20 protein-coding genes are annotated in these 25,061 nt (G+C 69.5%); 12 read left to right on the top strand and 8 right to left on the bottom strand.

Features of this window, described 5'->3' with window-relative positions; translation table 11 throughout:
- The first annotated feature begins 129 nt into the window (after positions 1-129).
- Positions 130-1,965, top strand: coding sequence for a vWA domain-containing protein (locus tag G4D86_RS12015; protein WP_163992850.1), 1,836 nt, complete (start codon positions 130-132; stop codon positions 1,963-1,965).
- Between the two features lie 11 nt (positions 1,966-1,976).
- Here the strand turns inward: G4D86_RS12015 and G4D86_RS12010 are convergent, their stop codons facing one another.
- Together G4D86_RS12010 and G4D86_RS12005 are read right to left on the bottom strand one after the other, a co-directional pair.
- Entirely contained in the window at positions 1,977-2,903 is a 927-nt protein-coding gene (locus G4D86_RS12010; RefSeq protein WP_163992849.1) for a sigma-70 family RNA polymerase sigma factor, read from the bottom strand.
- A 55-nt stretch (positions 2,904-2,958) separates the two neighbouring features.
- Positions 2,959-3,597: an NAD(P)-dependent oxidoreductase gene (locus G4D86_RS12005; protein ID WP_163992847.1), complete on the bottom strand. Its 639-nt coding sequence runs from the start codon at positions 3,595-3,597 to the stop codon at positions 2,959-2,961.
- 188 nt (positions 3,598-3,785) lie between these two features.
- Here G4D86_RS12005 and G4D86_RS12000 point away from each other — a divergent pair, with 188 nt between their 5' ends.
- Positions 3,786-4,679 carry a DUF3455 domain-containing protein gene (locus G4D86_RS12000; RefSeq protein ID WP_163992845.1) on the top strand — a complete coding sequence of 298 codons (894 nt, stop codon included), beginning with the start codon at positions 3,786-3,788 and terminating at the stop codon, positions 4,677-4,679.
- 116 nt (positions 4,680-4,795) lie between these two features.
- On the opposite strand, the gene G4D86_RS11995 is transcribed toward G4D86_RS12000, so the two are convergent.
- A complete protein-coding gene (locus G4D86_RS11995; RefSeq protein ID WP_163992843.1) occupies positions 4,796-5,143 on the bottom strand; it encodes a YciI family protein in 348 nt (115 codons plus the stop codon).
- Between the two features lie 163 nt (positions 5,144-5,306).
- Entirely contained in the window at positions 5,307-5,879 is a 573-nt protein-coding gene (locus G4D86_RS11990; protein WP_205519545.1) for a tRNA-uridine aminocarboxypropyltransferase, read from the bottom strand.
- Positions 5,880-6,045: 166 nt separating this feature from the next.
- Here G4D86_RS11990 and G4D86_RS11985 point away from each other — a divergent pair, with 166 nt between their 5' ends.
- The 5 genes from G4D86_RS11985 to G4D86_RS11965 all read left to right on the top strand — a co-directional run bounded on the left by G4D86_RS11985 (position 6,046) and on the right by G4D86_RS11965 (position 13,849).
- The gene (locus G4D86_RS11985; protein ID WP_163992256.1) at positions 6,046-6,234 is read left to right on the top strand and encodes a hypothetical protein; all 189 of its coding nucleotides are present in this window, start codon (positions 6,046-6,048) and stop codon (positions 6,232-6,234) included.
- A gap of 57 nt (positions 6,235-6,291) precedes the next feature.
- Positions 6,292-8,715, top strand: coding sequence for a hypothetical protein (locus G4D86_RS11980; RefSeq protein WP_163992839.1), 2,424 nt, complete (start codon positions 6,292-6,294; stop codon positions 8,713-8,715).
- Positions 8,716-8,844: 129 nt separating this feature from the next.
- A complete protein-coding gene (locus G4D86_RS11975; RefSeq protein ID WP_163992837.1) occupies positions 8,845-9,564 on the top strand; it encodes a class I SAM-dependent methyltransferase in 720 nt (239 codons plus the stop codon).
- Between the two features lie 150 nt (positions 9,565-9,714).
- Positions 9,715-12,594 carry an ELWxxDGT repeat protein gene (locus G4D86_RS11970; RefSeq protein ID WP_205519544.1) on the top strand — a complete coding sequence of 960 codons (2,880 nt, stop codon included), beginning with the start codon at positions 9,715-9,717 and terminating at the stop codon, positions 12,592-12,594.
- 70 nt (positions 12,595-12,664) lie between these two features.
- Positions 12,665-13,849 (top strand): SMI1/KNR4 family protein, encoded by a 1,185-nt coding sequence (locus G4D86_RS11965; RefSeq protein WP_163992833.1) that lies wholly within the window; start codon positions 12,665-12,667, stop codon positions 13,847-13,849.
- A 13-nt stretch (positions 13,850-13,862) separates the two neighbouring features.
- Here the strand turns inward: G4D86_RS11965 and sitI6 are convergent, their stop codons facing one another.
- The 3 genes from sitI6 to G4D86_RS11950 all read right to left on the bottom strand — a co-directional run bounded on the left by sitI6 (position 13,863) and on the right by G4D86_RS11950 (position 16,516).
- Positions 13,863-14,582: a SitI6 family double-CXXCG motif immunity protein gene (gene sitI6, locus G4D86_RS11960; protein WP_163992831.1), complete on the bottom strand. Its 720-nt coding sequence runs from the start codon at positions 14,580-14,582 to the stop codon at positions 13,863-13,865.
- A 4-nt stretch (positions 14,583-14,586) separates the two neighbouring features.
- Positions 14,587-15,273 (bottom strand): SitA6 family polymorphic toxin lipoprotein, encoded by a 687-nt coding sequence (gene sitA6 / locus G4D86_RS11955; RefSeq protein ID WP_275899104.1) that lies wholly within the window; start codon positions 15,271-15,273, stop codon positions 14,587-14,589.
- A 70-nt stretch (positions 15,274-15,343) separates the two neighbouring features.
- Positions 15,344-16,516 (bottom strand): alpha/beta hydrolase family protein, encoded by a 1,173-nt coding sequence (locus G4D86_RS11950; protein ID WP_163992827.1) that lies wholly within the window; start codon positions 16,514-16,516, stop codon positions 15,344-15,346.
- Positions 16,517-16,882: 366 nt separating this feature from the next.
- Between G4D86_RS11950 and G4D86_RS11945 the strand changes: the two genes are divergently transcribed.
- The 4 genes from G4D86_RS11945 to G4D86_RS11930 all read left to right on the top strand — a co-directional run bounded on the left by G4D86_RS11945 (position 16,883) and on the right by G4D86_RS11930 (position 22,652).
- Positions 16,883-17,431 carry a hypothetical protein gene (locus G4D86_RS11945; protein ID WP_163992824.1) on the top strand — a complete coding sequence of 183 codons (549 nt, stop codon included), beginning with the start codon at positions 16,883-16,885 and terminating at the stop codon, positions 17,429-17,431.
- Between the two features lie 245 nt (positions 17,432-17,676).
- On the top strand, positions 17,677-20,385 hold the full coding sequence (locus tag G4D86_RS11940) for a CHAT domain-containing tetratricopeptide repeat protein (RefSeq protein WP_163992822.1): 2,709 nt from the start codon (positions 17,677-17,679) through the stop codon (positions 20,383-20,385).
- 186 nt (positions 20,386-20,571) lie between these two features.
- Positions 20,572-22,335, top strand: coding sequence for a hypothetical protein (locus G4D86_RS11935; protein ID WP_163992820.1), 1,764 nt, complete (start codon positions 20,572-20,574; stop codon positions 22,333-22,335).
- A gap of 104 nt (positions 22,336-22,439) precedes the next feature.
- Positions 22,440-22,652 (top strand): hypothetical protein, encoded by a 213-nt coding sequence (locus G4D86_RS11930; RefSeq protein WP_163992818.1) that lies wholly within the window; start codon positions 22,440-22,442, stop codon positions 22,650-22,652.
- 67 nt (positions 22,653-22,719) lie between these two features.
- Here G4D86_RS11930 and G4D86_RS11925 read toward each other — a convergent pair whose 3' ends face one another.
- On the bottom strand, positions 22,720-24,021 hold the full coding sequence (locus tag G4D86_RS11925) for a hemopexin repeat-containing protein (RefSeq protein ID WP_163992816.1): 1,302 nt from the start codon (positions 24,019-24,021) through the stop codon (positions 22,720-22,722).
- 283 nt (positions 24,022-24,304) lie between these two features.
- Here G4D86_RS11925 and G4D86_RS11920 point away from each other — a divergent pair, with 283 nt between their 5' ends.
- Complete coding sequence (locus tag G4D86_RS11920; RefSeq protein WP_163992814.1) at positions 24,305-24,910, top strand: hypothetical protein; 606 nt, start codon at positions 24,305-24,307, stop codon at positions 24,908-24,910.
- Positions 24,911-25,061 lie beyond the last annotated feature (151 nt).

The following is a 25,061-nucleotide window of genomic DNA, read 5'->3' as shown; positions in this document are numbered from 1 at the left end:
AGTGCTCGATGGGTGGTGCGCTCGATGGAGCGGTCGGGTGAATCAACGATTCATGACGTGAGCGCAAGCTTCGTATTCTGACAGGGGAGTGGCATAGGCTCCTCTTCGTTCCTTGCGAAAGGCTCTGACTTGAAGGCTACCTATACGCTCAGCCGCCCCGTGCTCCCCATGGGGACGTCGTCCAAGGTCGATCTGCTGGTGACGTTCTCGGCGGAGGGCGCGGCATCCACGCGGCGCTCGCTCAACCTGGGGCTCGTCATCGACCGCTCGGGTTCCATGGCGGGTGCGCCGCTGAAGAACGCCCTCGACGCCTCGCGCGAGCTGGTGGAGCGCATGGGCCCCGAGGACTCGCTGTCCATTGTCACCTATGACGACACGGTGGCCACGGTGCTCGCCCCGGTGAAGGTGACGGACAAGGCGGCCATCGGCAATGTGCTCTCCAAGGTCAGCGCGGGCGGCTGCACCAACCTGAGCGGCGGGTGGCTCAAGGGCGTGGAGCACGTGAACAGCCAGCTGTCCCAGGAGCGCATCAACCGCGTGCTGCTGCTCACGGATGGGCAGGCCAACGCGGGCATCCGGGACGCGGGCCAGCTCACCGAGATGGCGCGGGAGAAGTCCAACGCGGGCATCGTCACCACGACGCTGGGCTTTGGCGCCAACTTCAACGAGGACCTGCTCATCGGCATGGCCAATGCCGGCGAGGGGCACTTCTATTACATCCAGTCGCCCGAGGACGCCGCGGGGGTGTTCGGCATCGAGATGGAGGGCCTGGGCTCGCTGGTGGCGCAGAACCTGGAGGTGGTGCTCAAGCCCGCGGCCACGGTGAAGGTGGCGAGCGTGCTCAACCGCTACCGCTTCGAAGCGCGGGGCCAGGAGGTGGCGGTGGGGCTGGGGGACGTCTACGCCACGGAGCCGCGGCAGCTCGCGGCGGAGCTGTCGGTGTCGGCGCCGTCGGCGGCCGGGCCGGTGACGCTGGCCACGCTGGTCTTCCGGGCGCAGGTGGTGGTGGACGGGAAGGTGCGCGAGCTGAAGGGCGAGGTGCCCATCCTCGCGCAGCTGGCCCCGGCCGCGGAGTCGGCGGCGGTGCTGGTGGACCAGAACGTGCTGACCCAGACGAGCCGCCTGCGCATCGCGCGCGCGAAGGACCAGGTCATCGAGCTGGCGGACAAGGGGGAGCTGGCGTCGGCCTCCAAGCGTCTGCGCGAGGTCATCTCCGAGGTGTCACTCCTCCTGGACAAGGCGTCGTACGAAATCTCCGAGGAGGTGGAGCAGCTGGCGCACTACGCGCAGCGACTGGAGTCGCGCACGTACGATGCCGTGATTCGCAAGGAGCTGAGGGACCAGTCGTATCAGGCGGGCACGCGCAGCCGTGGAGACCTGGCGCTGCGCGGAACGGCGGGAGGCTCGGCGGACAGCCTGGACGCGGTGAGCGACGCGGGCAGTGGCATCGTGCTGGAGTGCGTGCGCGAGGGCGGCAAGCTGCGCGTGCACACCGTCTCCGCGGGGTATGACTCGAGCTTCAACGTGCAGTTCCCCCGGAGCGTGCGCGAAGAGGGCGTGCGCTACGTGGTGGCGAAGCTGGAGACGTCCGGAGACGGCACCTTCTACCGCGTGGTGGGCGACATCAAGCGCCTGGGGGTACCGGGGCAGGGGCGGACGGCACGGAAGCAGGATGCGGACCCGGCGAAGAAGGGCAAGCCCACGGCCTCGAAGGTGACGGCGAGCTCGGCGGCGGACCTGCCCACGACGACCAGCGTGGGCACGGGCGTGGTCATCCAGTGCATCAAGGAGGGCAGCAAGCTGCGCGCCCGCGTGGTGTCGGACGGGTACGATCCGGACCTCAACATCCGCTTCCCGCGCGACATCCGCGAGGAGAACGTCCTCTACGTGGTGGATGAAATCATCACCATGGCCAATGGCAGCTCCTACATCGCCTGCGGCGACATCCGCCGGTTGGTGCAGTAGACGCGCGAAGGTTACGGACGCGCCAGGTCGAAGCCCGTGTCGACCTGGCGCCCGAGACGGCTCAGCCGGTGCAGGTCGGCGTGGAAATACACACGCTGGACCTTTTCGTCGGCGACCGCGAGCAGCAGCGCCGCGAAGGGCTGCTCGCCATTCCAGAACACGGCGGCCGGCTGTCCGTTCAGCAGGTGCTCTTCCACCCGCAGGACGCCCGCGGTGCGCTGCGTGGTCGCGACGATGAAGGCCGCGATGCGCGCGGCTCCCTCCAGGGGTTGCGGGAGGTTGCGCTGGCCGGCGAAACGGCGCCCCTCGGGCCCGCCGTCGGTCACCAGGGTGGCATTCTCGGCGAGGAGCTGAACCACCCCCTGGAGGTCACCGCCCGACGCGGCCTTCAGGAAGGCCTCGAGCAGACGACGATGCTCCTCCCGCGAGGCGGACTGCATCCGCCGCTCGGTCGCCAGGCTCTGGCGCGCGCGCTCGAGCAGCTTGCGGCATGCCGCCGTGCTGTTGCCGACGAGCCCGGCGATTTCCTGATGGCCGAAATCGAAGACGTCGTGGAGCAGCAGGACGGCCCGCTCGGCGGGCGTCAGGCGCTGGAGCGCGACGAGGAAGGCCATGGAGAGCTGCTCCAGGCGCTCGATGCGGGTGAGGCCGCCATCGTCGAGGTCGACGGGCTCGGGCAGGCGGTCGGGGCGGCTCTCCTCCCGGCGCGCCCGGGCGGAGCCGAGCTCGTTCAAGCAGAGGCGGGTGACGACGGTGACGAGGAAGGCCCGCGACGAGTCCACGTCGCCCTCGTGGGCCTGCCAGCGCAGCCAGGCCTCCTGGACCATGTCCTCGGCGCGGCCGAGGTCACCGAGCATGCGGTACGCCAGCGCGACGAGCTCGTGGCGAGACGACTCGAAGGCCTCCAGGCGGTGCGCCAGTGACGAGCGACTTGCCATCAGCAGAGCCTAACGCCCCGATGCACGTCGAGCACGATGAGCGGCAACAGGGGATTCACGCCGCCTGCTCCCGCCGGGCGAGACCGACGACCTCTCGCGCATGGGTGCCCTGCTCGGTGCAATCGAGGAGGAACGCCGCCACCGCGCGGAACGACATCGACCACGCGCCGGTGGGGAGCCGTTCGCGCTCGCTCCGGTAGGCCTCTTCCGGCGACGAAATCAGCCGTGGCGGCCGCGCGAGCGTCCAGTCGAAGGGCGTGGCCCGAATCACCGTTTCGGCGGCGACGAGGTCTCGGAGATGGTGCCGGATGAGCCTGCGGAAGAAGGCGAAGCGCAGGCCCCCTCCCGGGAACAGCAGGGCCGCGGAGACCATGACGAGGCGATGGACGGACGCCCGCTCCATCGCCGCCACCGTGCTGGCCGCGCATTCGGTCAGGAGCGTGCTCGGCCGGAACGCTTCTCGCCCCGAGGGGCCGATGGCGGAGAGGACGGCGTCATGCCCGGGAAGCGCCTGGGCGAGCTGATTCACGCTCAATGGGTCGCCCTGGACGATGGCGAGGGCAGGGTGGCGGCGGGTGATTTTCTGAGGCGAGCGGACGAACGCCGTCACCTGGTGCCCGCGAGCGAGCGCGAGGTCGAGGACTTGGGTTCCGGTGTTGCCGGTCGCACCGAGCAAGAGGAGTCGCTGTGTCATGGCGAGGAGACCGGACAGCGCGCCGGAACGTGACTGACGGCCGCCGATTTTCTCGCGGATGGCGGAAAGCTCCGATCAGGCCCTCGCGAACATGACGGTCTCCCCCCGAACACGCGCTCCTCCACCAGAACGGATTGCCGCCACGGAGGGCCACCCCCACCGTGCGCCAGTCTCGAAGGAGGACGCTCTTGAAGACTCTTCGCCTGGGCCCCTGGCCCGCCATCGCCACGCTCGTGCTCTCCGCGGTGACACTCGCGGGGTGCGATGACGACGATGACGACGACACCCCTTCGGATTCGGAGCTCGCCACCGAGGCCCTGCTGCGCATCTCCAGGGACGCACCCACCGAGCTGCCGGACAACGTGCCGGAAGACCTTCGGCGCGTGACGTTCGGAGGCACGCAGTACGACCTCCTCGAGCTCCTCGGCCGTCCCTCCGGCTCGCGGCCCTCCGCGCGCATCGTGGCCGCATACCAGACCGTCGACACGCCGGCAGACCCACCGCCCCTGGGGACCCCCTCCAACGCCGTCCTCCCGGACTACACGCGGTCGGCGCCAGCGGCCCAGGTCTACGAGTGCCGTCAGACGGGGGGCGTCTTCGCCTGGGCCTTCCTCCAGCCGGAAGCGGGGCTCGAGCCCATGACCACCACGCCCGTCCCCGGGCTGGAGACGCTCGGCTTCGACCACTTCCGCTACCCGGGCGGCATCGACTACGGGCCTCCCACCGGAACGCCTCCCGTGGGTCCGGCATGGCGGGTGTCCGCCCTGGCGCTGAATGGTGGCGAGCCCACCTTCGGGCAGACCCTCTTCGTCGGAGCCGCTGACGTCACGGTGCCCAACGGGGCCGGCAACGTCCCGCTGCTGAGGCTCTCCAACGCCGCGCGAATCGACCAGGGGCTCCCGTCCGACGTGTTCTCGCGGACCACATCCGATGGCACCCAGGTGGGCTACGTGCTCCGGCTCGACACGGTGGGAGGCGTTGCTCCCACCGCGGGCTGCGCGGGCGCGGGGGACGTGGGCAAGCGGGAGCGGGTGCCGTACTCGGCGGGCTACTACTTCGTCGAGGTCCTCACACCGCCTTGACGGTGCAGGCCGGGCAGCCGGATGGCGCTCCGGCATGAGCCAGAGGGGCCGTACGCTTCGCCGCCATGACGTCGACCGGCGCAACGGGCCGGTCGACGTACCTGAAACCCGGCGTGCTACATGTCCGCGATCTGCCGCACCTCGCACTCGACGTTCCACTCGTCGCCGTGCACCTCGAGGAAGCGCCGGGTCAGCTCGAGCGCCTCCTCCATCGAGTCGGCCTTGAGCATCGCGTAGCCGCCGACCACTTCCTTCGTCTCGGTGAACGGCCCGTCGGTGCGGCTGAGCTTGCCGTGGTTGTTGCGCAGGCGGACGCCCGCGGAGCTGGGCTGCAGGCCGGCGGTGTCGAGCAGCGCGCCCTTGGCCGTCATCTCCGCCATCAACTTCCCCATGTCGGCCATCAGCTTCTCGCTGGGCTTCTGACCGGGGTTCTCCTGGACTCGGACCATGGACAGGAAGCGCATGTGAATCTCCTTCGTCGGTAGGGTGGGTGAAGCCGGGCGGAAAAACGCCCGTTTCATGGAGGGCGACGACCGAGCGGGGACGGAATCGACACGGCCCCTTCCGAAAGTTTCTCCCTCCTTCACCTCACGCTCCGCCGCGGTGCGTCAGTCCGTCGTCAGGGGCTCACGTCAGCGTCCCGCACTCGGCGATTCGTTGGACCCGAAGCGCGGCCAGCCGCTCCAGCGGCGCTGCCGCCTCCGGTCCCTCGAGCAGCGCTACCGCGCGGGCGACCGCATCCAGGGTGGACATGCCGGAGGGGTGCGAGGGCTCGCGGAGCCGGAGCAGCCCGGGCTCGGGAGGCGGTAGCACCAGCCGGGGAAGCGCCCGCAGCGAGGGGTGTCGCTGGGTCATCCGCCGCGCCTGCGACCAGCTCGCGTCCAGCACCACCAGTTGTCTCGGCGCGGGGGCGTCCGGCGGCGCGGTGGGGCCGTCGGGGTAGAGCAGCCAGGTGCCGGGCTCGGTGAGCAGGGCGGCGTCCAGGGCCTCCGCCGGCGAGCCATAGGTGAGCAGCCGGGTATTCGTGAGGGCCAGCGCGGCCACCCTCCCGGTGTTGCTCTTCTTGCCCGCCTCCATCACGTGCTGGAGGAGGAGGAACCGGGTGCGCGTCTCCACCCGGGGAATGTCCTCACACAGGCACAGGTGTGTCGGCAGGTTGCAGGACTGGCAGCGGGGGCGGCGGTAGACGCGGTGGGACATCTCCCGCACACGTACCGCAACGGCTCGGAAGACGCGAGGCCACCGTGTTACGGCAGGGTGCCTGTCACTCGATAGCCAATCACTGGCATTGCCGGCCAGTCTCGGCGCGAGGGGGCCCCATGCTGACCGTGAGCTGCTCCTCACGACTGTCTTTGTGCGGCCAGCCGTGCACGTCTGCTCTTCACGGAAGGCGGGGGCACCCGGCTTCTTCCAGCCCGTGCACCTGCTGGCGCGACTGACGCCGGAGGAGGCGACCCGGCCTACGCCGCTGAGCTGGGGCTACCGGGCGGCGCTGAAGCCGGAGGACGCGGCCGCCGCGGAACGCGCCGCTTCAGTGCACCGGGAAATGACGTAGAGTCGACGGTTCACCCTGGGGGAACCCGTGCGCTCACGTCCGACACCGCAGCTCTGCTTGCTGACACTCCTGGTTGCCCTGGCCGCCTGCTCCGACTCCAACGGCGGCGGCGACGACGATGGCCCGGATGCCGGCTCCGACAACGCGAAGGTGGCCCGCATCATCATCACCCCGGGCGAGGGCTTCCTGTGGGTGGGCGAGCGGCTGACGCTGGCGGCGTTCGCGTACGACAGGGACGGCACGCTGCTGAAGGACGTGAGCTTCACCTGGTCCGGCACCGATGCCACGGTGGCGGACATCGAGGACGGGCGCGTGGAGGGCTTCGCCACGGGCGCAACCCTGGTGACCGCGTCCGCCGGAGGCGTCAACAGTCCGCCGGTGGCGGTGCTGGTCGTCGACGCTCCGGAGGACGCGCACAGCTCAGAGGAGTACCTCGCCGAGGCCGCCGAGGCGGGGCTCCTCACGCCGCACGAGGTGCTCACCTATCGCGTCTACGCCGCCTTCAATGACTCGCGTCTGCCGCTCCAGTACAAGGGCCACGCGGAGGGCACCTTCGAGACGGAGGTGCTCCAGGACGTCATCGACCAGTACGAAACGCTGCCCGCCGGGACGAAGGCCGCGCTCGACCCGTTCCTGGTGCCGCCCGCCGACGGCGCGAGCTGGCTCGCGCCTCCCGGGAGCGGTCAGGGGCTCGGCAACAGCCGCCCCACGTGCAAGGCCAGCACCGACGGGTGGGACTTCGTCAACTCCCCGCAGGCGAAGGTCAACGTCTGGTACCAGTTCACCGTCCCCGGCCAGAAGGCGAAGGCCACGCTGGTGTCGGAAGCCATCGAGAAGGACATCTGGCCGCGGCTCATCGACGGGCTCGGCTTCCCCGCGCCCCTTCCGGACACTGACAGCGGCTGCTCGCTCTACAGCCCGAAGCTCGACGTGTTCCTCGTGCGCAACGTCGACTTCCGCGGCCTCACCGTCCCCGAGTTCGGCGCGCCGTATCAGTCCTCCGTGTTCATCATGCTGAACGAGTCGCTGACCCCGGACGAGCTCAAGGCTTCCGCCGCGCACGAGCTGATGCACGCCAGCCACTGGGCGTACCGGACGAAGTCCTTCCAGGCGAGCTACGGCTGGCTTCGCGACGCGGTCGCCAACTGGGCCATCGACGCCGTGTACGGGAAGACGCTCCAGTTGGAGCAGGACTTCGCGAGCTGCTACCTGAGCACGCCCGAGCTTCCGCTCCAGGACCGCTCCAAGGGCCACTGCAGCGCGAGCAAGTCCGAAGTGGAGCGCGACTACGGCGCCTATCTCTGGTTCCAGTACGTCGCCAACACGCTCGGCCCGTCGACGGTGAAGAGCATCCTCGCGGCGACGCAGTCCGTGGACACCGGCGTGGAGGCCATCGACAACGTGGTGCCGGGAGGCTTCCAGAAGCACTGGCCGCTCTTCGGGAAGATGCTCTGGAACCAGACCCCGGTGGACACGAAGCCCGCGTCCTTCTCCACGTGGGACACGCTGAACGACGTGGTGAAGAGCGTGGACTTGAGCGGCGACCTGGGCGGCGCGGCGGAGAAGAAGGACGACCTGGAGTCGGAGCTGAAGAACCTCTCGCACCGGGTCTACCACTTCGACTTCAGGGACCCGGCGACCCGCTCGGTGCTCTTCTACAACGGCTTCTTCGAGCCGAAGAAGGCAGGCAAGCACCTCAAGGTGCAGGCGCTCTGGATGGACGGCGCCGGCGCGTGGCAGGAGGAGGACTGGTCCAACTACGAGTTCGTCGGATTCTGCAGGGACCTCAAGGGCCAGCGCGCGCAGCACCTGGTCCTCATCCTGAGCAACGCGGAGACCGAGCCGGGCGGCAGCGTGACGGCCACCCGGACGCCCTACCTCAAGCGCAACAACATCGGCTGCTGGAAGATCCAGGGGACGTCGACCGCCATCGATCACCATCCGAGCTGGACGGGGATGGGGCGCAAGGGCGTGGCCACGGTGAGCTTCGAGTTGGATGCCGCGTCAACGGCGCTGGACTTCAAGCACCCGCTCTTCCCGGACACGCTCCGGCTCGGAGCGAACCTGCTCATGTCCCCGAGCGGCTCCTTCTCCTTCGAGGTGGCCTATGGCGACAGCGGTTGCTCGCACAGCTTCGGCCCCGCCAGCTTCGAGCTCGCGCCGTTCTCCGGCTTCCTGAAGACGAACTCCTTCCCCGAACTGCACAGCCCCGACGCCGCGGTGACGGCGTGGCTGAAGCAGCCGGCGCGCGCGTACGTCGGCGCGATGGTGGACAACTCGAGCATCGCCGAGGTGGTCAGCGGCCTGGACTGTCAAAGTCCCCAGTACAGCGTCGCGGGAGGCCTGCTCGCCACCAATGACGTGAACAACGACGTGTACGTGAATCCGCCCACCGTCCTTCCCGACGGGCGCTTCGCGAATTCCTTCTCCGAGTCCGACTTCACCTTCAACTGGAGCTTCACGCCCCAGACGCAGCCCTGACGAGCCCGGCGCACTGGCGACCTGAATCCCCGCCGATTCGACCCGAAGCCGCGCTCTACCGCGGCTTCGGGTCCCCGAGCATCCTCCAGCCATCTCGCCCGCCTCGCGCGAGCCTCTGGAGGACACCGCATGGCCCACGACCACGCCGAACCCGCTGCCCACCACCTCGTGCACGGCTTCGGCGCCGACCGCGCCGCCCACTACGACGCCCAGGCGTCCGTCAACCTCGCCGGCGGCCATGCGGCGTACGAGCTCGGCGTCAGCGCCCTGACCGCCCAGCTCGACGGCCAGGACGCGGCGTCGCTGCTCTTCGTCGGACTGGGCACGGGCGCGGAGCTGGTTCCCTATACCCGCTTCGACGTGCCCGGCTGGCGCTTCACGGGCGTGGAGCCCTCGGACGCCATGCTCGCCATCGCCCGGAAGCGCCTGGAAGCCGAGGGGCTGCTCGCCCGGACGCACCTGCACGTCGGCGAGCTGCACAGCCTGCCTCCGGGGCCGCTGTTCGACGGAGCGCAGATGATGGGAGTGCTGCACCACGTGGAAGGGGAGGGGGCCCGGCTCTCCCTGCTGCGCGAGGTGACCCGGCGGCTCGAGCCCGGAGCGCCCCTCGTCGTGGGCTGCCGCGTCGGCATGGACCCCGAGCTGTCGAAGGTGGAGCTGCGGCGGTTGAGGGCGTATGGCATCTCATCCGACGCACTGGAGCGTCGACGCCAGGCCATGGCGACGATGCGGCCCATCGAGTCCGATGCCGCCCTGTTCGCGATGTTGGCTCAGACGGGGCTGGTGGCGCCGCGGACGCTCTTCGTCTCGCTGCAGTTCAAGGTCTTCCTCGCGCGCTTCGAGCCCTGAGCCGCGGCCATTCCAGGCCCTCACTGGGGACACGCGTGTCGGGGGACGATTAACACGAGGGACGGACTGGAGCGCCGCTGGAGCGGGCAGGACAGGGTGAGCAGCTTGGGCACCACCCCGCGCGCGTCCATGCGCGAGGAAGGAAGCCTCATGCGCTCGAGTGCTGGAGTCCTGGTTCTTCCGTTGGCCCTGCTCATGGGCCTGGCCTGTGGCGATTCCACGCCAGCTCCTGATGAGGAGGCCGCAGTCGAACAGGCGGCCCTGGAGAGCCAGGAGGCCGTGGCGAGTCACGACACGTCCCGGCCTGGCACTCCGCACCGTGTCGAGGACGTCGTCCCGGGCCGTCTCAGCTCGGGGCCGTTCGAGCTGACGGACGTGCGCGGCACGCTGTTCTTCGGCGCCACGGACGCCGAGCACGGCTCCGAGCTGTGGAAGAGCGACGGCACGCCCGCCGGCACGCGCCTCGTGGCGGACATCCGTCCCGGCCGGGAGGGGGCCTCGCCCCGGGGACTCATGGCCGCGGGACGGCGCGTCTACTTCGCCGCCGACGACGGCACGCATGGCCTGGAGCTGTGGACGAGCGATGGGACGCGCGCGGGCACCCGGCTGGTGATGGACATCGCCGCCGGAGGTGAGTCCTCGTTCCCCTTCGCGCTGGTCGCGTCGGGTGAGGTCCTCTACTTCACCGCGTTCTCACCGGAGCTCGGCGAATCGCAGCTCTGGCGGACCGAGGGCCTCCCGGGCACCACCCGCGTGGTCCCCACGGGAGCGCTCCGTCCCGTCTCCGACATCGTGGCGATGGGCGGCCAGCTCTTCTACTTCGGACTGAGCACGTTCAATCGATTGGACGGGACGACGGGGGCCATCGTCACGCTGCTCGACTTCTCCGAACAGATCGACATCTACACCGCGGGCCCGGTCGTCGCGGATGGGCTGCTCTACTTCATCATTGGCGATTCCCCCATCATCGGCGCGTCGAGGACGGGCGGCGCGCTCCAGGAGGTGCCGAGACGCTTCACCCTCTGGAAGAGCGACGGCACGCCCGAGGGCACGGTCGCCGTCACGGACGTACCGGCGCTGCTCACCTTCGACGGACCGAACACGCTCGTCACCGTGGGCCGCAGGCTCTTCTTCAGCGCGGACGATGGGGTGGTCGGCTCCGAGCTGTGGACCAGCGATGGCACGGGCGTGGGAACACATCTGGTGAAGGACATCCGCCCTGGCCCGGAGAGCCCACGCATCCGGGCGCTCACCGCGCTTGGCGGGGCGGTGTACTTCTCCGCGTACACGCCCGACGCGGGGGACGAGCTGTGGCGCAGTGACGGCTCGGAGCGCGGAACCTTCCGGCTGAAGGACGTGAGGCCTGGCCCCCAGGGCTCCAGCATCTCGCAACTCACCGCGCACGGCGGCCGGCTCTTCTTCACCGCGCGCGAGCAGGGCCAGGGGCACGAGCCGTGGACCAGTGACGGCACGGCCCGGGGCACGGTGCGAGTCGCCGACCTGGTGCCGGGCGCCTTCTCGAGCGCGCCACATGACTTCACTCGTGCGGGCTCGTGCGTGTTCTTCGCGGCCACCGAGCCGAAGCGGGGTACCGAGCTCTGGGCCCTGAAGCTCGGCAGGGGCGGGCACGTGGTGGAGGCTGCCGCCGTGGCCGTGTTCGCGGGGCCCGAGGAGGGGACCGCGGTGGGCGAGCAGTGGGGCGGAGGCGGCATCCCCGGCACGGGGCCCGCCTGGCTGGTGCAGGACATCAGGCCCGGGCCGGATGACCCCACCATCACCGAGAACGCCAGCGTGGGCGGGACGCTCTTCTTCACGGCGACGGATTACGGCGTCGGCGCCGAGCTGTGGAGGACGGACGGCACGGCGGCAGGCACCCGGCTCGTCGCGGACATCCGCCCCGGGCCCGACGACTCCGCGCCCACGGACCTGGCGCCGTTCGGCCGGGTGCTGCTCTTCTTCGCGGACGACGGCGTCCACGGCTTCGAGCTCTGGCGGAGCGACGGCACGCGGGGCGGCACGCGGCTGGTGAAGGACATCCATCCGGGGTCCGAGGGCAGCCGCTTCTTCGAAGCCCCGTTCGTGCATGCGGGCGTGGCGTACTTCGCGGCGGACGACGGGGTGCATGGGACGGAGCTCTGGCGCACGGACGGCACGGAGGCCGGCACGCAGATGATCGCGGACCTGTGGCCCGGGTTCATCGGCTCCAGTCCCCAGGCCTTCATCGAGCTGGAGGGGCGCCTGTACTTCATGGCCGCGGACGAGACGGCCGGCTTCGACCTCTGGCGCACGGACGGCACGGCGGCTGGAACGGTTTCGCTGGACCTCATGCCCGGGGTGGAGAGCCTGGAGTTCATGGATGCCGTCGTGGCGGGCGGGCAGTTCATCTTCCACCAGTACTCGGAGCTCGGCGACGAGATGTGGCGCAGTGACGGGACGCCGGAGGGCACCTTCCTCCTCGCGGACATCTACCCTGGCCCGAACAGCTCCTTCCCCACGGACCTGACCGTGGTGGGCCGGCGTGTCTTCTTCGTCGCGGAGAATCCCGAGCTCGGCCGGGAGCTGTGGGTGACGGATGGCACCCGTGAGGGCACCGTGCTGGTGGAGGACATCACTCCCGGCGCGGAGTTCGACCCGCCGCAGTTCCTGGTGGCCTTCGGCGGGCGTCTCTTCTTCAGCGCCCAGGACGGAGGGCCCACCGGCCGCGAGCTGTGGGTGAGCGATGGAACGGCGGCGGGCACGCAGCTCTTCAGGGACATCGCCCCGGGGCCGTACAGCGGGTCGCCGGCCTGGCTGTTCCCCGTGGCCGGCAAGCTGCTGTTCTCCGCGGATGACGGCGTCACCGGGCCGGAGCTGTGGGTGAGCGATGGCACTCGCCGTGGAACGCGCCGGCTCCAGGAGCTGGCGCCCGGACAGACCGGCGGCTCCCCGTTCCTCTTCACCGCGACGCGGGAGCACGTCTATTTCTTCCTCGACTTCTCGCCCACCGGACGGGAGTGGTGGGCGATTGAGCGCGAGAACCTCGACGACTGAACTTCCCGTTCAATGACGGGGTGCTGAAGGTCGAGCACGGCAGGCGCTACCGATGTGGCAGGGTGGCGCCATGTCTCTCGCCTTCCTGCCACCTGCCCTCGCTTCGCGGATCCGGCAGGCCCCCCATGCCCCCGAGCTCACTCCGGAGCGGCTGGAGCAGTTCGAGCGCCGGCTGTCACAACCCCTGCCCGCTGACTTCCGGGAGGTCCTTGTCCGGTTCAACGGCGCGCTCCTGGGGAACTGCACCGCCGGGTTCCGCGACGCACTGGACAGGGAGGTGCGGATCGATGAGCTCCTCGGGCTGCGCGCCGAGGACCGGAGGGGGCTCGAGTACGGGGGCGAGAACATCCCGTCCGACGTGGTGGTCTTCGCGCACCAGTTCGGCTCCATCAACCGCTTCGGTCTGCAGCTGACTGACCGACAGGACTCGCCTCGGGGAACGGTCTGGTTCTTCGACAGCGATGCGCCGACCGAGACCGAGGACCTCTTCGTCGCGCGTGAATGCGCGCCGTCCTTCAGCGCGTTCCTCGCCCAGCTCACGCCGCTTCCGGACGCCGCGGTGGACCCCGTGCCCGTGGTGGACGCCCCGGATGACCCCTGGCGCCATCCCGAGGCCCTCGAGAAGGTCCCCGCGGACGCGCCCACCCCCGAGAAGCCGCTCGTCCTGGCCGGGCATGGACATGCGATTGAATCGGCGCGCCTCGACGTCTACGTCCGCACGTGGGTCCCGGACCTGGAGGCGCGCGAGTACCGCTACCAGCCCGACCGCGCCACGGTGATGTACTCGTTGGAAATCCATGCCCGCGAGAGCTCCGGCGAGGACGGCGTGCCGGAGCCCCATGCGCAGACGATTCCGGTCGCCGCGGCGACCGGAGGACGGCATCCGACGCTCGCGGAGTGGGGGACGCTCGTCGTCGGTCCGGAAGGGGACTGGGATGCGTGGTACGGCAACGACGCGCCCAGCCTGCAAGACAACCGGCTGACGGTGCTGGCCCTCTCCGGGGCGGAGTTGCAGGTGCGCTGGGAGGCGAGCTACTCGCAGTACGGGCGGGACTTCGCCTTCCTGTTCGAGGGCCCGGTCCGGTTGGAGGGAATCCGCTTCGACGTGAAGGACGTCGCTGACATCGACGGCGTGCTCGCCTCGGCGTTCGGTGGCCGCCACCAGGCTTGGGAATGGACGCGGAAGGTTGGCGAGCGCGATGAGCGCGACCGCGTCCCCGTCACGCTCGTGCCCGCGCGGCCCGAATTCCCCTGACGGTTCGTCGACCTCAGCGCACCGGCAACTCGCGGAAGGTCAGGCCGTCGAGTTCGAAGCGCTCCATGACGTCCTTGAAGTGCTCGGTGACGATGAGCATGGTCGCGAAGTTGCGCAGGCGAAAGAGGTCCAGGTCCGTGGGCAGGGAGACGCCGTCGAGGATGGGCTCCTTGGGCAGACTGAAGCCACGACGGCCACATTTCGGGCACGGAGGCGGCGTGCTCTTCGGGATGCAGTCCTCGTGCAGGAGGCCTCGCGGCTCGATGTGCAGGTCGAGCAGCTCGGGGACGCCCTTCGGGCGGAAGAGCATCTCCGTGCGACAGCCTCGCAGGCCTCGAAGGCCTTCTGCCTGTAGCAACGTCAGCGCATCGGGCCGGACGAGCAGCGTACCGCCATACTGCTGGAGTAGCGCGGAGAATGGCCCCCTGGCCTTGCCTACCAGTGGACCGAATGTGGTTCCGGGCTCGAGCGGATAATCGGCAGGCAGCAGCAAGCGAACCTGCTCGCGAAGGCGCTCGAACTCGTCGAAGTCCTCCTCCAGGCGAGCCTTCGACAGCTTCTTGGCCACGGGATGATCGGAGAGGTCCACGGCGGGATAATTGAGACCTGCTCCGCCCCATGTCGCTTTGCATTGGGGACAGCTCACGCCAGGAAGGAGCCATTTGTGCCTCGCGCTGTAGCCGCCTTTCTGGCTGCTGTAGTCGCCGAGCAGAATCTCAAGGAATCGCGGCATGGAGTCAGTACTCGAGGGGAGGACCTACCAGTAGATGGTAGGGCAAGATGGGTCCAAACAGGTCGAAGCGGATGATCAACTCCCTCGCATACCGGTACATGTCTTCCTTGGTTGCACCAGGGTGCGCTCGCTGGAACGTCCTCCATGCCTGATTCCATGGCCCACCCTCGGGCCCCTTGTGGATGCGATGGTGGGTGTCGATATCGAGCAGCATCGTTTCCTTGTGGATGTTGATGCCTTGAATCTCGAACCACTCCCGGAGGCCCTCCTGCCGCGGGAAGATGTGGTGCTTCTCCCGAGGCTTCGTCGCCAGCGCTTGCGCCATCGCCAGGAGCCTCTGCTGGCTTGGTAGCAGTTCCCGCCCGTACCAGCGGATGACGAAGACAGGCTCGGCCTGTCCCGGCAGCACCCAGGGGTAGCCCCAGTTGCGCTGCGGTGACTGAACCGCGCTCGGCGGAAGGACGAACGTACCTCGCGTGCGCACCACGCGCCCGGGCTCGGGGGGCACGTCCTCACAGCGGAACAATCCGCACGCGTCCTTGGCGCAGAGGAACGTGACGCACGCGCCCTCATCCAGCCGGGTGTACGCCTCCGGGAACTCCGCCGCCTCCCGTGCCACGGGAGACACAGGAGTCGACGCGCATGACGTCAAGACCGCGAACAGCCACAGCCAGACAACCCGGTGCCACATCCGTCATCCCCCGGTCGGCCCCACAGTCAGGGCTGGCCGGAGGTCATATCAGGCACCGTCTCGGCAATCGTCATGGCGCCAGCTCGCGATTCAACGCCTCGGCCATTCGCGAAACCGCCCCCGGCAACGTGTCGAGATTGTGGGTGCCGCCGTCGTACTCGAAGTAGGTGAAGGCATTGCTCGGGGAGCCACGCCCGGCGTCCGCCATCGCGGCGGCGAGCGCGCGCGAATATTGGACTGGCGCCGTGGAGTCGGCGGTTCCATGGTGGACCTGTGTCGAGGGCAACCTTGACGGCGCGGCCAGCGCGCTCGTGGCCGCCATCCGCCGCCGCATCTCCACGTAGCCGGCCTCGGTGATGAGCAGCCCGGCATCGGGACTCACCGTGACCTCACCGACCGGGATGAGTGAGCGCAGCAGCAGCGTCGCGGGGTCTCCCGGAGCGGCCACCGCGCCAGCGACAGCCGCTCCGAAGAGCTCCGGTGTCACCCCGGCGAGCGCCACCCTGAAGTCCGTGGGGCCGTAGGCGTCGATGACGAGGTCGAAGCGGTCGTCGCGGGCCCCCAGCGACAGCGCTACCATTCCACCGCGGCTCTCACCGAAGATGGCCACGCGGTTGCTGTCCGCAAGCGGCGTCGTGGTGAAGACCGCGGACAGGAGCGCCGCGGTATCCGTCAGGTCGGTGGTGCCGAAGAGCGTGGCGCCACCGGAGCTGTACGTCGTGTTTGCAATGCGGAGCCGCTCACCCCTGTAGGAGGGGATGACGTAGATGAGCCGCTCCCTGAGGGGCTGCCCGGGAATCCGGAATGCGAGCTCCTCCACGGTGAACGGCGGCAATCCGCCATCTCCCGTGTACCCGCCATGCGTGTATACGAGCACGGGCGCAGGCGCGGTCAACGAGGCCGGCACCAGCACGACGCCGACGTGGTGTGCGCCGCCGACGATGTGGTCGAGCACCCGGTAGGCCATCGGCACGGTTCCCAGGGTCACCGTCCCGCTCGCGAGCTGCGCGACGTCGCGAGCCGCGAGGTCGCGAGCAGCCCACTCCTGCTCCATGAGCTGAAGCTCCGAGGTCGTCACGGGCGCCAGCAGATCACCGAGCACGAGCGGTCGAGGCGTCGTCCCTGCGTCGGCCTCATTCGGGATGTCGCCGCCGCCCGGCGGACTGCTGCATGCGACGGAGGCACCGACGATTCCAAGCACCGCGGCTCCGAGCGCCGCCAGCATCCGTGTCTGCCTGCTCATGGGGGAAGGCTCCTTCGTCGCCAGCCGCGACGCTCGCACCCGGTCGTACCAGGAGATGTGGAACGAAGGGGCGCTGCTCAGGGGCTGGCAGGAAGGGGCATCACGGGAATGACCAGATACTGACTTCGTGTGCTGGAGGCGGCGGGAATCGAACTTCCCAGGTCTGAAAGCCGGCCGGGCGACCCGCCCCTTCCGGGTTGGCCGGAAATTCCTCCGAAATGAAGTGAGGGAAAAAATCAGCCACCACCGTTGAGAGAGGCAGACGCGCAATCCGGTCCGCCCAGGAGCGGGAGGCTGACCTTGCAACCTGCTTGCTCTCGTAGACACGTTTCGAAAACCATCGGCAGAAAGCAGAGGGGGATTCGCATGAAGGCGATGGATGTGATGACGGGGTGGAGCACGGTGCGCGCCTCGGTGCTGGTGCTCGCGGTCTTGCTGGGGGGCATGACGGAGGCGCAGGCGCAGACGCAGAACCCGGCCTTGAAGGTGACGACGCCGCCCGTCGCCGGCGCCGCGCATGACACGGTGGTGGCCTCGCTGGTGGATGCCGGCATCATGACGGGTGACACCGTGATGGTGACGCTGCGCCTGGTTGACGCCGCCGGGGCGGTAGTGGCCCAGACCTCGGGCCTGGTGAGCGAGAGCATGCCCCTGCGATTGAGCTACCGGGCGACCTCGGCCGGCGGACTCTCCGCGCAGGTCCTCGTCCCGCTGACGGAGGTCGGGCTCTCCCTGCCCTTGTTGTCGGTGGAGCGCTGGAGTCCCGCGGTCTGGCCGCCTCCGCGGGAGCCCCAACCGGAAGCCTGCCTCATGCCTCGCACCCAGCGGCCTCCTCCGACCGAGGGGCCGGTGACGCTCTGCCTGCAGGTCGACCCCAGGTGCCCTTGCGGCGCGGTCCCCGCCGGCCCGACCTGATTCCGGTCGCGCCTCGCCACATGACCATCACGGGGCAATGACTTCCGGCGGTCCCCGTCACCCGGAAATAGAATGGCGGGGTGCCAAGGCCGGGGCGAGAACATCCCAGGGCTGTCATCCTCTTCGCTCTCGTGGCGGGGGCGGCCCTCGCAGCGTCCGGCCCGGATGCGAGCACCGGGACTCCGCCCGCACTGGCCGCCTGCAAGGCCCGCTTCGCCGAAAAGCCCCGGGACTCTGAGTCGGCGATGTGCTTCTACCGCAACGCCCAGGGCGCGTCGGGGCGCGACGCCGCACGGCGGCTGCTGTCGGAGCTCCTGGCGCACCACCCCGAACATCCCTGGCTGCTGATGGTGCTCGGCCATGTGGAGCAACTGTCGGAGCCTCGTGCGGCCGAGGCCTCCTACCGGCGCTCCGCGCTGGAGTTCCGCCGCCTCCAGGACGCCGAGGGCGAGGTGCTGGCGGCCATCAACCTGCGCATCATCCTCATGAACCAGAAGCGGATCGATGAGGCGCGTGAATGGACGCGGCGCATCACCGAGGTGGCACGGGCCTCGGGGCGTCCGGAGCTGAACGCGCGCGCCCTCATCGTCGAAGCCAATGAGCTGGCGGAGGTGGAGCTCGACCTGGGGCGGGCCTTCCGGCTGCTCAAGCGCGCCGAGGCGCTGGTCTTCCCGGACGGCACCGATGGACTGAAGAAACAGTGCCTCTCCTCGCTGGCGGTGGTGAGCACCAACCTGGGGCGTCTGGAGGAAGCCGCGGACGTCTACCAGCGACTGGTGGAGCTGGCGCAGCGCACGCGCGAGGCCCCGTTGGAGGCCCGCGTGCGCGTCTCGCAAGCCAACCTCGCCATCACGCTCCACGAGCGGCGCCCCGAGCCCGGCGGGCGCTCGCGCCTCCTGGCCCTGGCCCGCGAGGCGCTGGCCGCCTCGGAGCTGGCGGGCAGCAAGTCCATGGAGGCCATGTCGCTGCGAATCGTGGCTGACCTGCTGGGCCCCTCCCCCGAGGAGCGGCGCGAGGCCGAGCAGCACCTGCAGCGCTGCCTGACGCTGGCGGACGAGCTGGGCAAGCCCGAGCGGCGCATCGCCTGCCTCTGGACCCGCGCGGAGCGCTTCGCCGCGTCCGCTCCCGAGGCCGCGGACCGGGACGCGGAGGAAGCGCTGCGGCTGGCCTACGCGTATGCCGACCCGCAGTACCTCGCACTGGCCCTGCGGGCTCGCGCGACGGTGGCCTTCCACACGAAGTCCCTTCCCGACGCGCTTCACCATGCCGAGCGCGCGCTGGACGCGGTGGAGGCGCTGCGGAGCCTGCAGCGTGATGCCTCCAGCCAGGCCGAGCTGTTCGCGAGCTGGGCCAGCGACTACCACCGCCTCGCCGGGTGGATGCTCGAAGCGGGTGGCGTCACGGGGAAGACGCCCGCGCTGGCACCACGCGAGGCCCTGGAGCGCACGTTCCAGGTGAGCGAGCGGCTGCGAGCGCGGAGCCTGCTGGATACCCTGGTGGCGGCACAGGCGCTGTCCGCCTCCGGAGAGGAGCCGGGCCGGCGCGCGGCCCGCGCTGAGATGCAGCGCCGGCTGGTGGCGGTACAGCGGCGCCTGCTGGAGTCCACGCTCGGCGCGCCGGAGCGCGAGGCGGCCCTGAACGAGCTGCGGGAACTGGAGGGCAACGAGCGCGACCTGCGCCCTGCGCCCCGCCATGGCGCCACGGAGTTCGCCACGCTCGAGGCCGTGGAGCAGCGGCTGACGCCGGACGAGGCGATGCTCGCCTTTCTCGTGGGTGTCGACCGCGACATCTATGGCGACCCGGCGGGCGGCGCGTGGCTGCTCGTGGTCACGCGCGAGGGCTCGCGAGCCCACCGCATCCCCGAGCGCACACGGCTGACGCCCGCGGTGGCCCTCTTCTCCGGCCTTCTCGAGCGCCGGGATGGCTCCGAGGTGGGTGCCGCCGTGGCGCTCCATGCGCAACTGCTCGGCCCGGCCCTGGCCGCGCTGCCCGCGGGCGTGCGCCGGCTGCTGCTGGTGCCGGATGGGCCCCTGTATGACCTGCCCTTCTCCGCGCTGCGAGAGCGTCCGGACGGGCCTCCGCTGGTGGCGCGGTACGAGCTGGCGGTGGTGCCTTCCGCCAGCCTCTGGCGCTACTGGCGTGAGCAGCCGGCCCTGTCACCGGGCGGAGAGGCCCTGGTGCTGGCCGACCCCGAGCGGGGCACAGCGGCGCCGGTGCCGAGGACCCCTGCGTCCGAGCGGGCCGGCGTCTTCGATGAAGCCGCGCAGCTCGGCGCGCTCCCGGAAGCGCGGCGGGAGGGACGCGCGGTGGAGCGACTGCTCCAGGACACGCAGGTCGGACCGCGCTTGCTCGTGGGACGGGAAGCCTCCGAGCGGGCACTCAAGAGCGCACGCCTGGACACGGTGCGGGTGCTCCACCTGGCGACCCATGCCGTCGTCGACGCCGAGGCGCCCGAGCGCTCCGCGCTGGTGCTGGCGCCGGGAGCGGAGGAGGAGGACGGCATCCTCCAGCCCCGGGAAATCGCCGAGCTGCACCTGGAAGGCGCGCTGGTGGTGCTGTCGAGCTGTCAGAGCGCGTCCGGGGCGGAGCTCCCGGGCGAAGGCGTGCTGAGCCTGGCGCGGGCGTTCTTCGAGGCGGGCTCGCGCGCAGTGGTGGCAAGCCTGTGGCCCCTGCGCGACGACGAGGCCGCCGTGCTCGTGGAGCGGTTCTACCGGCACCTGACGCGGGGGATGAGTGCCTCGGCGGCGCTGCGGGCCGCGCAGCTCGAAGCCATCGAGGACGGACAGTCCCCGGCGGCCTGGGCGGGGCTCGTCGTGCTGGGAGACGCGTCGCTTGTGGCCCTGGAGCCGCGAGCGCCCACCGGAGCACGTGGAACCCAGGTGGCCCTGGGCGCCCTGACCGGCCTCTCAGCGCTGGCCGCAGTGATCCTCTGGCGCCGCCGACGGCGCGCGTAGCCCACCGGCGCTTGAAATCCTTTCATGCGGCGAGTCCCCGCGCGTCCCGCGCCAACGCAGGTGCGTCTCCAGGAGACGCGGGTGTGTCGTCGCCTTGCCCTCCGCGGCTCGGAGCGCGGTCCTGGTACAGCGATTGCTCACGGGGCGGTCGCGGTTCCCCTGAGTCCCTCACCGAAAGAGTGCGCCATGCCCCGGCTCATCCACGCAGCAGTCCCGGTCCTGCTCCTGTCGCAAAGCGTCTCCTGCGTCGCCTCCAACAAGCCGGACTCGACGCCGGACCAGGTGGGATCGCAAACCGCCGCGGCCATCACCATCTCTCCGAACCTGCCCGCCGACATCCCGGGGGGCGCGCCGGGTTCCTCGCTCCCGGCCGCCTCGGCCTTCGCGTGGCAGGAGTTCATCGCGTTGAACTGGCCCGCGCTCGGCAACCCGCGAGACACGCCCGACGCCACGAAGTTGTTCGGCCAGCCCGGCTACACGGGGCCGCTGGTGTGGCACACCTTCCGCGGCAAGGTGGAGATCTACCCGGGCAGCGGCGTGCCCAATGGCTATAGCAGCCAGCCTCCCTCCTTCGGCTACGACGCGCCGCCCCAGTACCGCTACAGCACCAGCCAGTTCCCGAATGGCGGCCAGGTGCCCCCGTGCGCCGGGCAGGACCTGGGGCAGCCCACGGCGTGGATCAACCTGGATGAGATGAGTGAGATTGGCCTGAACACCATGTACGCGGGCAAGGTGCCCACGGTGTCACCGGGCGCGCCCTCCGTGCAGCAGCAATTCCTGTTCATGGCCAAGGCCAACCGGCAGGAATACGCGTACGTCGTCGACCCGGCCACCAGCTATTACACGCACGGCCCCCAGTACGCCGCCGCCACCCAGAACTTCATCAACTTCTACACCCAGCTCTCCAATGGCGGGACGGCGCCCCTGAAGCCGCCGTACATCAACTTCCCCGTCGACACGATTGAGAGCAAGGCGGCCTGGCGGCGGCTGAGCACCACGGAGGCCGCGAGTGGCCGCTTCTACACGGCCCCGGTCCGCTACTACGAGTCCATCCCCGGCTCCGCCAACGGCATCTGCTACCGGCAGGACACCTGGGGGCTCGCCGCGCTGCACATCATCCGCAAGACGCCCACGGCGCCGTACTTCGTCTACGCCACGTTCGAGCAGGCGGACAACATCCTCGACGCGAACGGCCAGCCCGTCGAGGACGTGAATGGCAAGGTCCTGCTGAACCCGGGCGCGTCGCCCATGGACCCGGCCATCACCGTCACCCCGGCCGTTGCGGCCAACCCCGCCACCGCGAGCAGCATCGAGCACTTCTCTCCCGCGAGTGCCAACTGCAGGCCGGAGCAGCGGCTGTACTACGTGAACTCGCCGTCGGCACCGCTCACGACCCAGGGAGTCATCTGCGTCAACAAGCGCGTCCACGACATCCCGGCGGACGTCATCGCCGCCAACCAGGCCGCCCACGCGTCCATTGCCGCCTACAACGCGGCGAACAAGATCAGCTCCTCGCCCTGGCTCTACTACAAGCTCGTCAACGTCCAGGCGCAGCCGCTCGACAAGCCGCAGGGGCAGCCCTACACCGGGCCGGACATCGCCACGTTCTACCAGGCCAACATCGTCGTGGAGACGGACTCGAACCTGCAGACCTTCAGCGGCCAGTTCCAGAAGCCCATCGCGGACCCGAGCGTCAACACGAACAACCTCATCACCGAGTTCTCGCTCACGGGCAAGCCGCTGACCAACGTGTATTACAGCCCGAAGCTGTACAACATGGGTGGCTGCATGGGCTGCCATGGCAACGCGCAGGTGTCCGCCGGCACGGACTTCAGCTTCATCCTCGCGGGGGGCCGCGTGGCCGCGCCGGAGGTGGCCGTGCTTCCCAGCTCGGCACCGCTGCCGGAGCGCGTACAGAAGCTTCTCGGCGTGCTGACGAACCACCCGTAGGCCCTGCGCGGCCTTGGAGGCTTCCGCGCGTCCCCTGGGAACGCGGAAGCCTCCGCCACCACGCCCTGGCGCGCTCGCAGGCGCTGTGGGAGTAGACTGGCGGCATGAGCGACACGCTCGAGGTCATCGTCTACTTCCGCCTCCGCGCCGACAAGCGCGAGGGTTACGGCCAACACCGGATGTTCCGCCTCAGCCACGTCCCCCGCGTAGGCGAGCAGGTCATCCCCGCGGCAGACGAGCCGGCCTACACCGTGGAGTCCGTCCAGCACCACCTGCACCAGAACCGGGTGGAGGTGCTCGCAGTCGCGGTGTCCTGAAGCACGGAGGGCTCGCGCTGTGGAGGCAGGCTAGAGGGAGAACCTCCACCCCTACGTGGACTCCAACTCACAGCCCGTGCCAGTAGTCCTCGATGCGCAACGGGTACCCGGGATCGGCGCGGTCGAGCGCGACATCGTAGCGGATGTAGTAGTCGCCTCGGAAGAAGTACGCCTTCTGCCCATTCGGCGTCACGAAGACCGCGTCGATGCCGTCTGAGAACGGCTCGAGGCCCCGCCACGGGCCGACGATCGGCAGCGGGTAGCCGTTGTCGACCTGGTCGTCCTCGAAGTCATAGCGTTCGTAGAGCGGGCCGCGGAAGAAGTAGATCTTGCCGTCCGGCCACAGGACCGCGGCATCGAGGCCCGAGCCCCAGAGACCGTGCCAGTACGTGCCGATGTCGAGCGGGTAGCCATCGTCGACGCGGTCCGCGGCGACGTCGTAGCGGGAGTAGCGCATGCCGCGGAAGAAGTAGGCATCGGCGCCGCCGGGCGCGACCAGCGTCGCGTCGATGACGCCGCCGAGGTCGCCGAGCCCGGTCCAGCTCGTGGCCGTGTCGCGCGGGTAGCCGGGGTCCACGTGGTCGGTGACAAGGTCGTAGCGCGAGTACGCGCCACCCTGGAAGAAGTAGACCTTCCCCGTCGGCCAGGCCAGCGCCTCGGAGATCACCTGCACCTGCCGGCGCAGGCCGAGGCGCGCCAGGATCGCGTCGGCACGCGCCGGAGCGGCGGCGCGGAGCTCGGCGACGAAGCGGTCCAGTTGGTCCTGCACGGCGAGGATCGCGTCGGCGTAGGCCTCGTCGAAACCGGCGCGCGACGCGGCGTCCTTGTTCAGGACGTCGTGGTGGGGGACGCCGGCCGGGCACTTCTTCGGCAGATCATCGGGGTACGTGCCGCTGAACCAACCGGCCGGCTCGGCGCCGTCCAGGTTCGCCAGTGCCCCCCAGGCGTGGCTCTCGACCCAGTATGAGTGTGCGTAGAAGTCCTCGGTCGCGTGCAGCACGAAGCCGAAGTTGCCGAACACTTCGGCGCGCAGGGCCGCGGTCGGACTGGCGTCATAGGCGATCGCGGCGCTCACCGCGGCCTTGCGGTGGTCCTTGATCCAGGTCGACCCCTCGCTCCAGGCGCAGTTGTCGAAGTGTGCCGCGGACAGGTACCAGGGTATGCCGGGCGCCAGCGGCTCGTAGGCCTTGCTATCCCCGATGACCGACGCCGCTCGCAGCTCGGCGACCGTCTGCGGATCAGCGAGGACGCGGAACGCGGCCGCAGTGAGGTCCTTGTGGTTGTCGCCGGTGAACGCGTGCGTCGAGGTGGGCAACGCGAGCAGGGCGGCGAGCGCGATCGGGCGGGCGAGACGGGCGGACGTAGACATGGTGAGGCTCCTCCAAAGGAGGAACGCTCCTGGCGCCGATTGTTCCCCGATGGCTGCGCAGAACCGCCAAATACGTGAGCGTGAATCCCGCGTCCTGGGGCGCATGGCAGGAATTGAATTCACAGACACGCCAACTTGCCACTCCCGGCGCCCTTTCCGTGCCCGGCGCACACACCTGCTCCGCGTCACAGTCGCAGGGCGGGAGGACTGGCACTTCACTTGCTTGGATGCGTGAGCCCCCTGGCAATGACCTCGTTGCCACTTTCCCCACAAGGAGTCACGTATGAGCACCATGAAGTCGTTGGGCGCGTCCCTCGCCGTCGTTGGTCTTCTCAGCGGTCCGGCGGCACTGGCGGCCCCTCCGGTCAAGAACTGCGATGCCTACAAGGTCTGGTCCAGCGGCGTGATGGGGATAGAGACCATCAAACACGATAACCAAGGCTCCAGCGTCACCGAGGAAGCGATCTTGGCACTGCTCTCCGCACAGTCACGCTGCAGCGGGGACTGGCAGGCACGCGGTCGCAGCGCCATCTCGTACGCGAACTCTGGCGGCAAGGCCAACGTGTGGACCACGGATGGCGGAAAGACCTACCAGTACCAGTGTCTGATTTGTGATGACCTGGTTGGCACCCGGCCCGCGGACTGGAAGGAGGGGGCAGCGACGTATGCGCGCCGGGCGGTCGAGGAGAAGCTTGAAGGGCGCGGTGAAGTCGTCGGAGTGACCCCCGTGTTCTACGCCATGGCGGATGCGACGGGCGTCAACTACGAGGTTACTGTCGTCACTGAGCAGCATCTCGCGCGGGTCTTCGTGGACATCAGCACCGGCGAGGTCGTGTTCCCCGAGAGCATGGTCGACGTCGTGGTCATTCCCGAGAACACCTGCAAGTAGCAGCCGTGCCGCGTCCCGCCGGGTCGTTCGAGCGACCCGGTGGGCAGCACGGCGCGCTCGTCCGACATCGACGTGCACCCGAGTCCATCGGCCAGTAGCGTCCCACGTTACAAACTGGCCGGTTTGCGTAACGGGAAGGGACACACTTCCC

The sequence above is a fragment of the Pyxidicoccus caerfyrddinensis genome (genome assembly GCF_010894405.1).
Lineage (GTDB): Bacteria > Myxococcota > Myxococcia > Myxococcales > Myxococcaceae > Myxococcus > Myxococcus caerfyrddinensis.
This window is presented reverse-complemented; position numbering and strand designations above follow the sequence as displayed.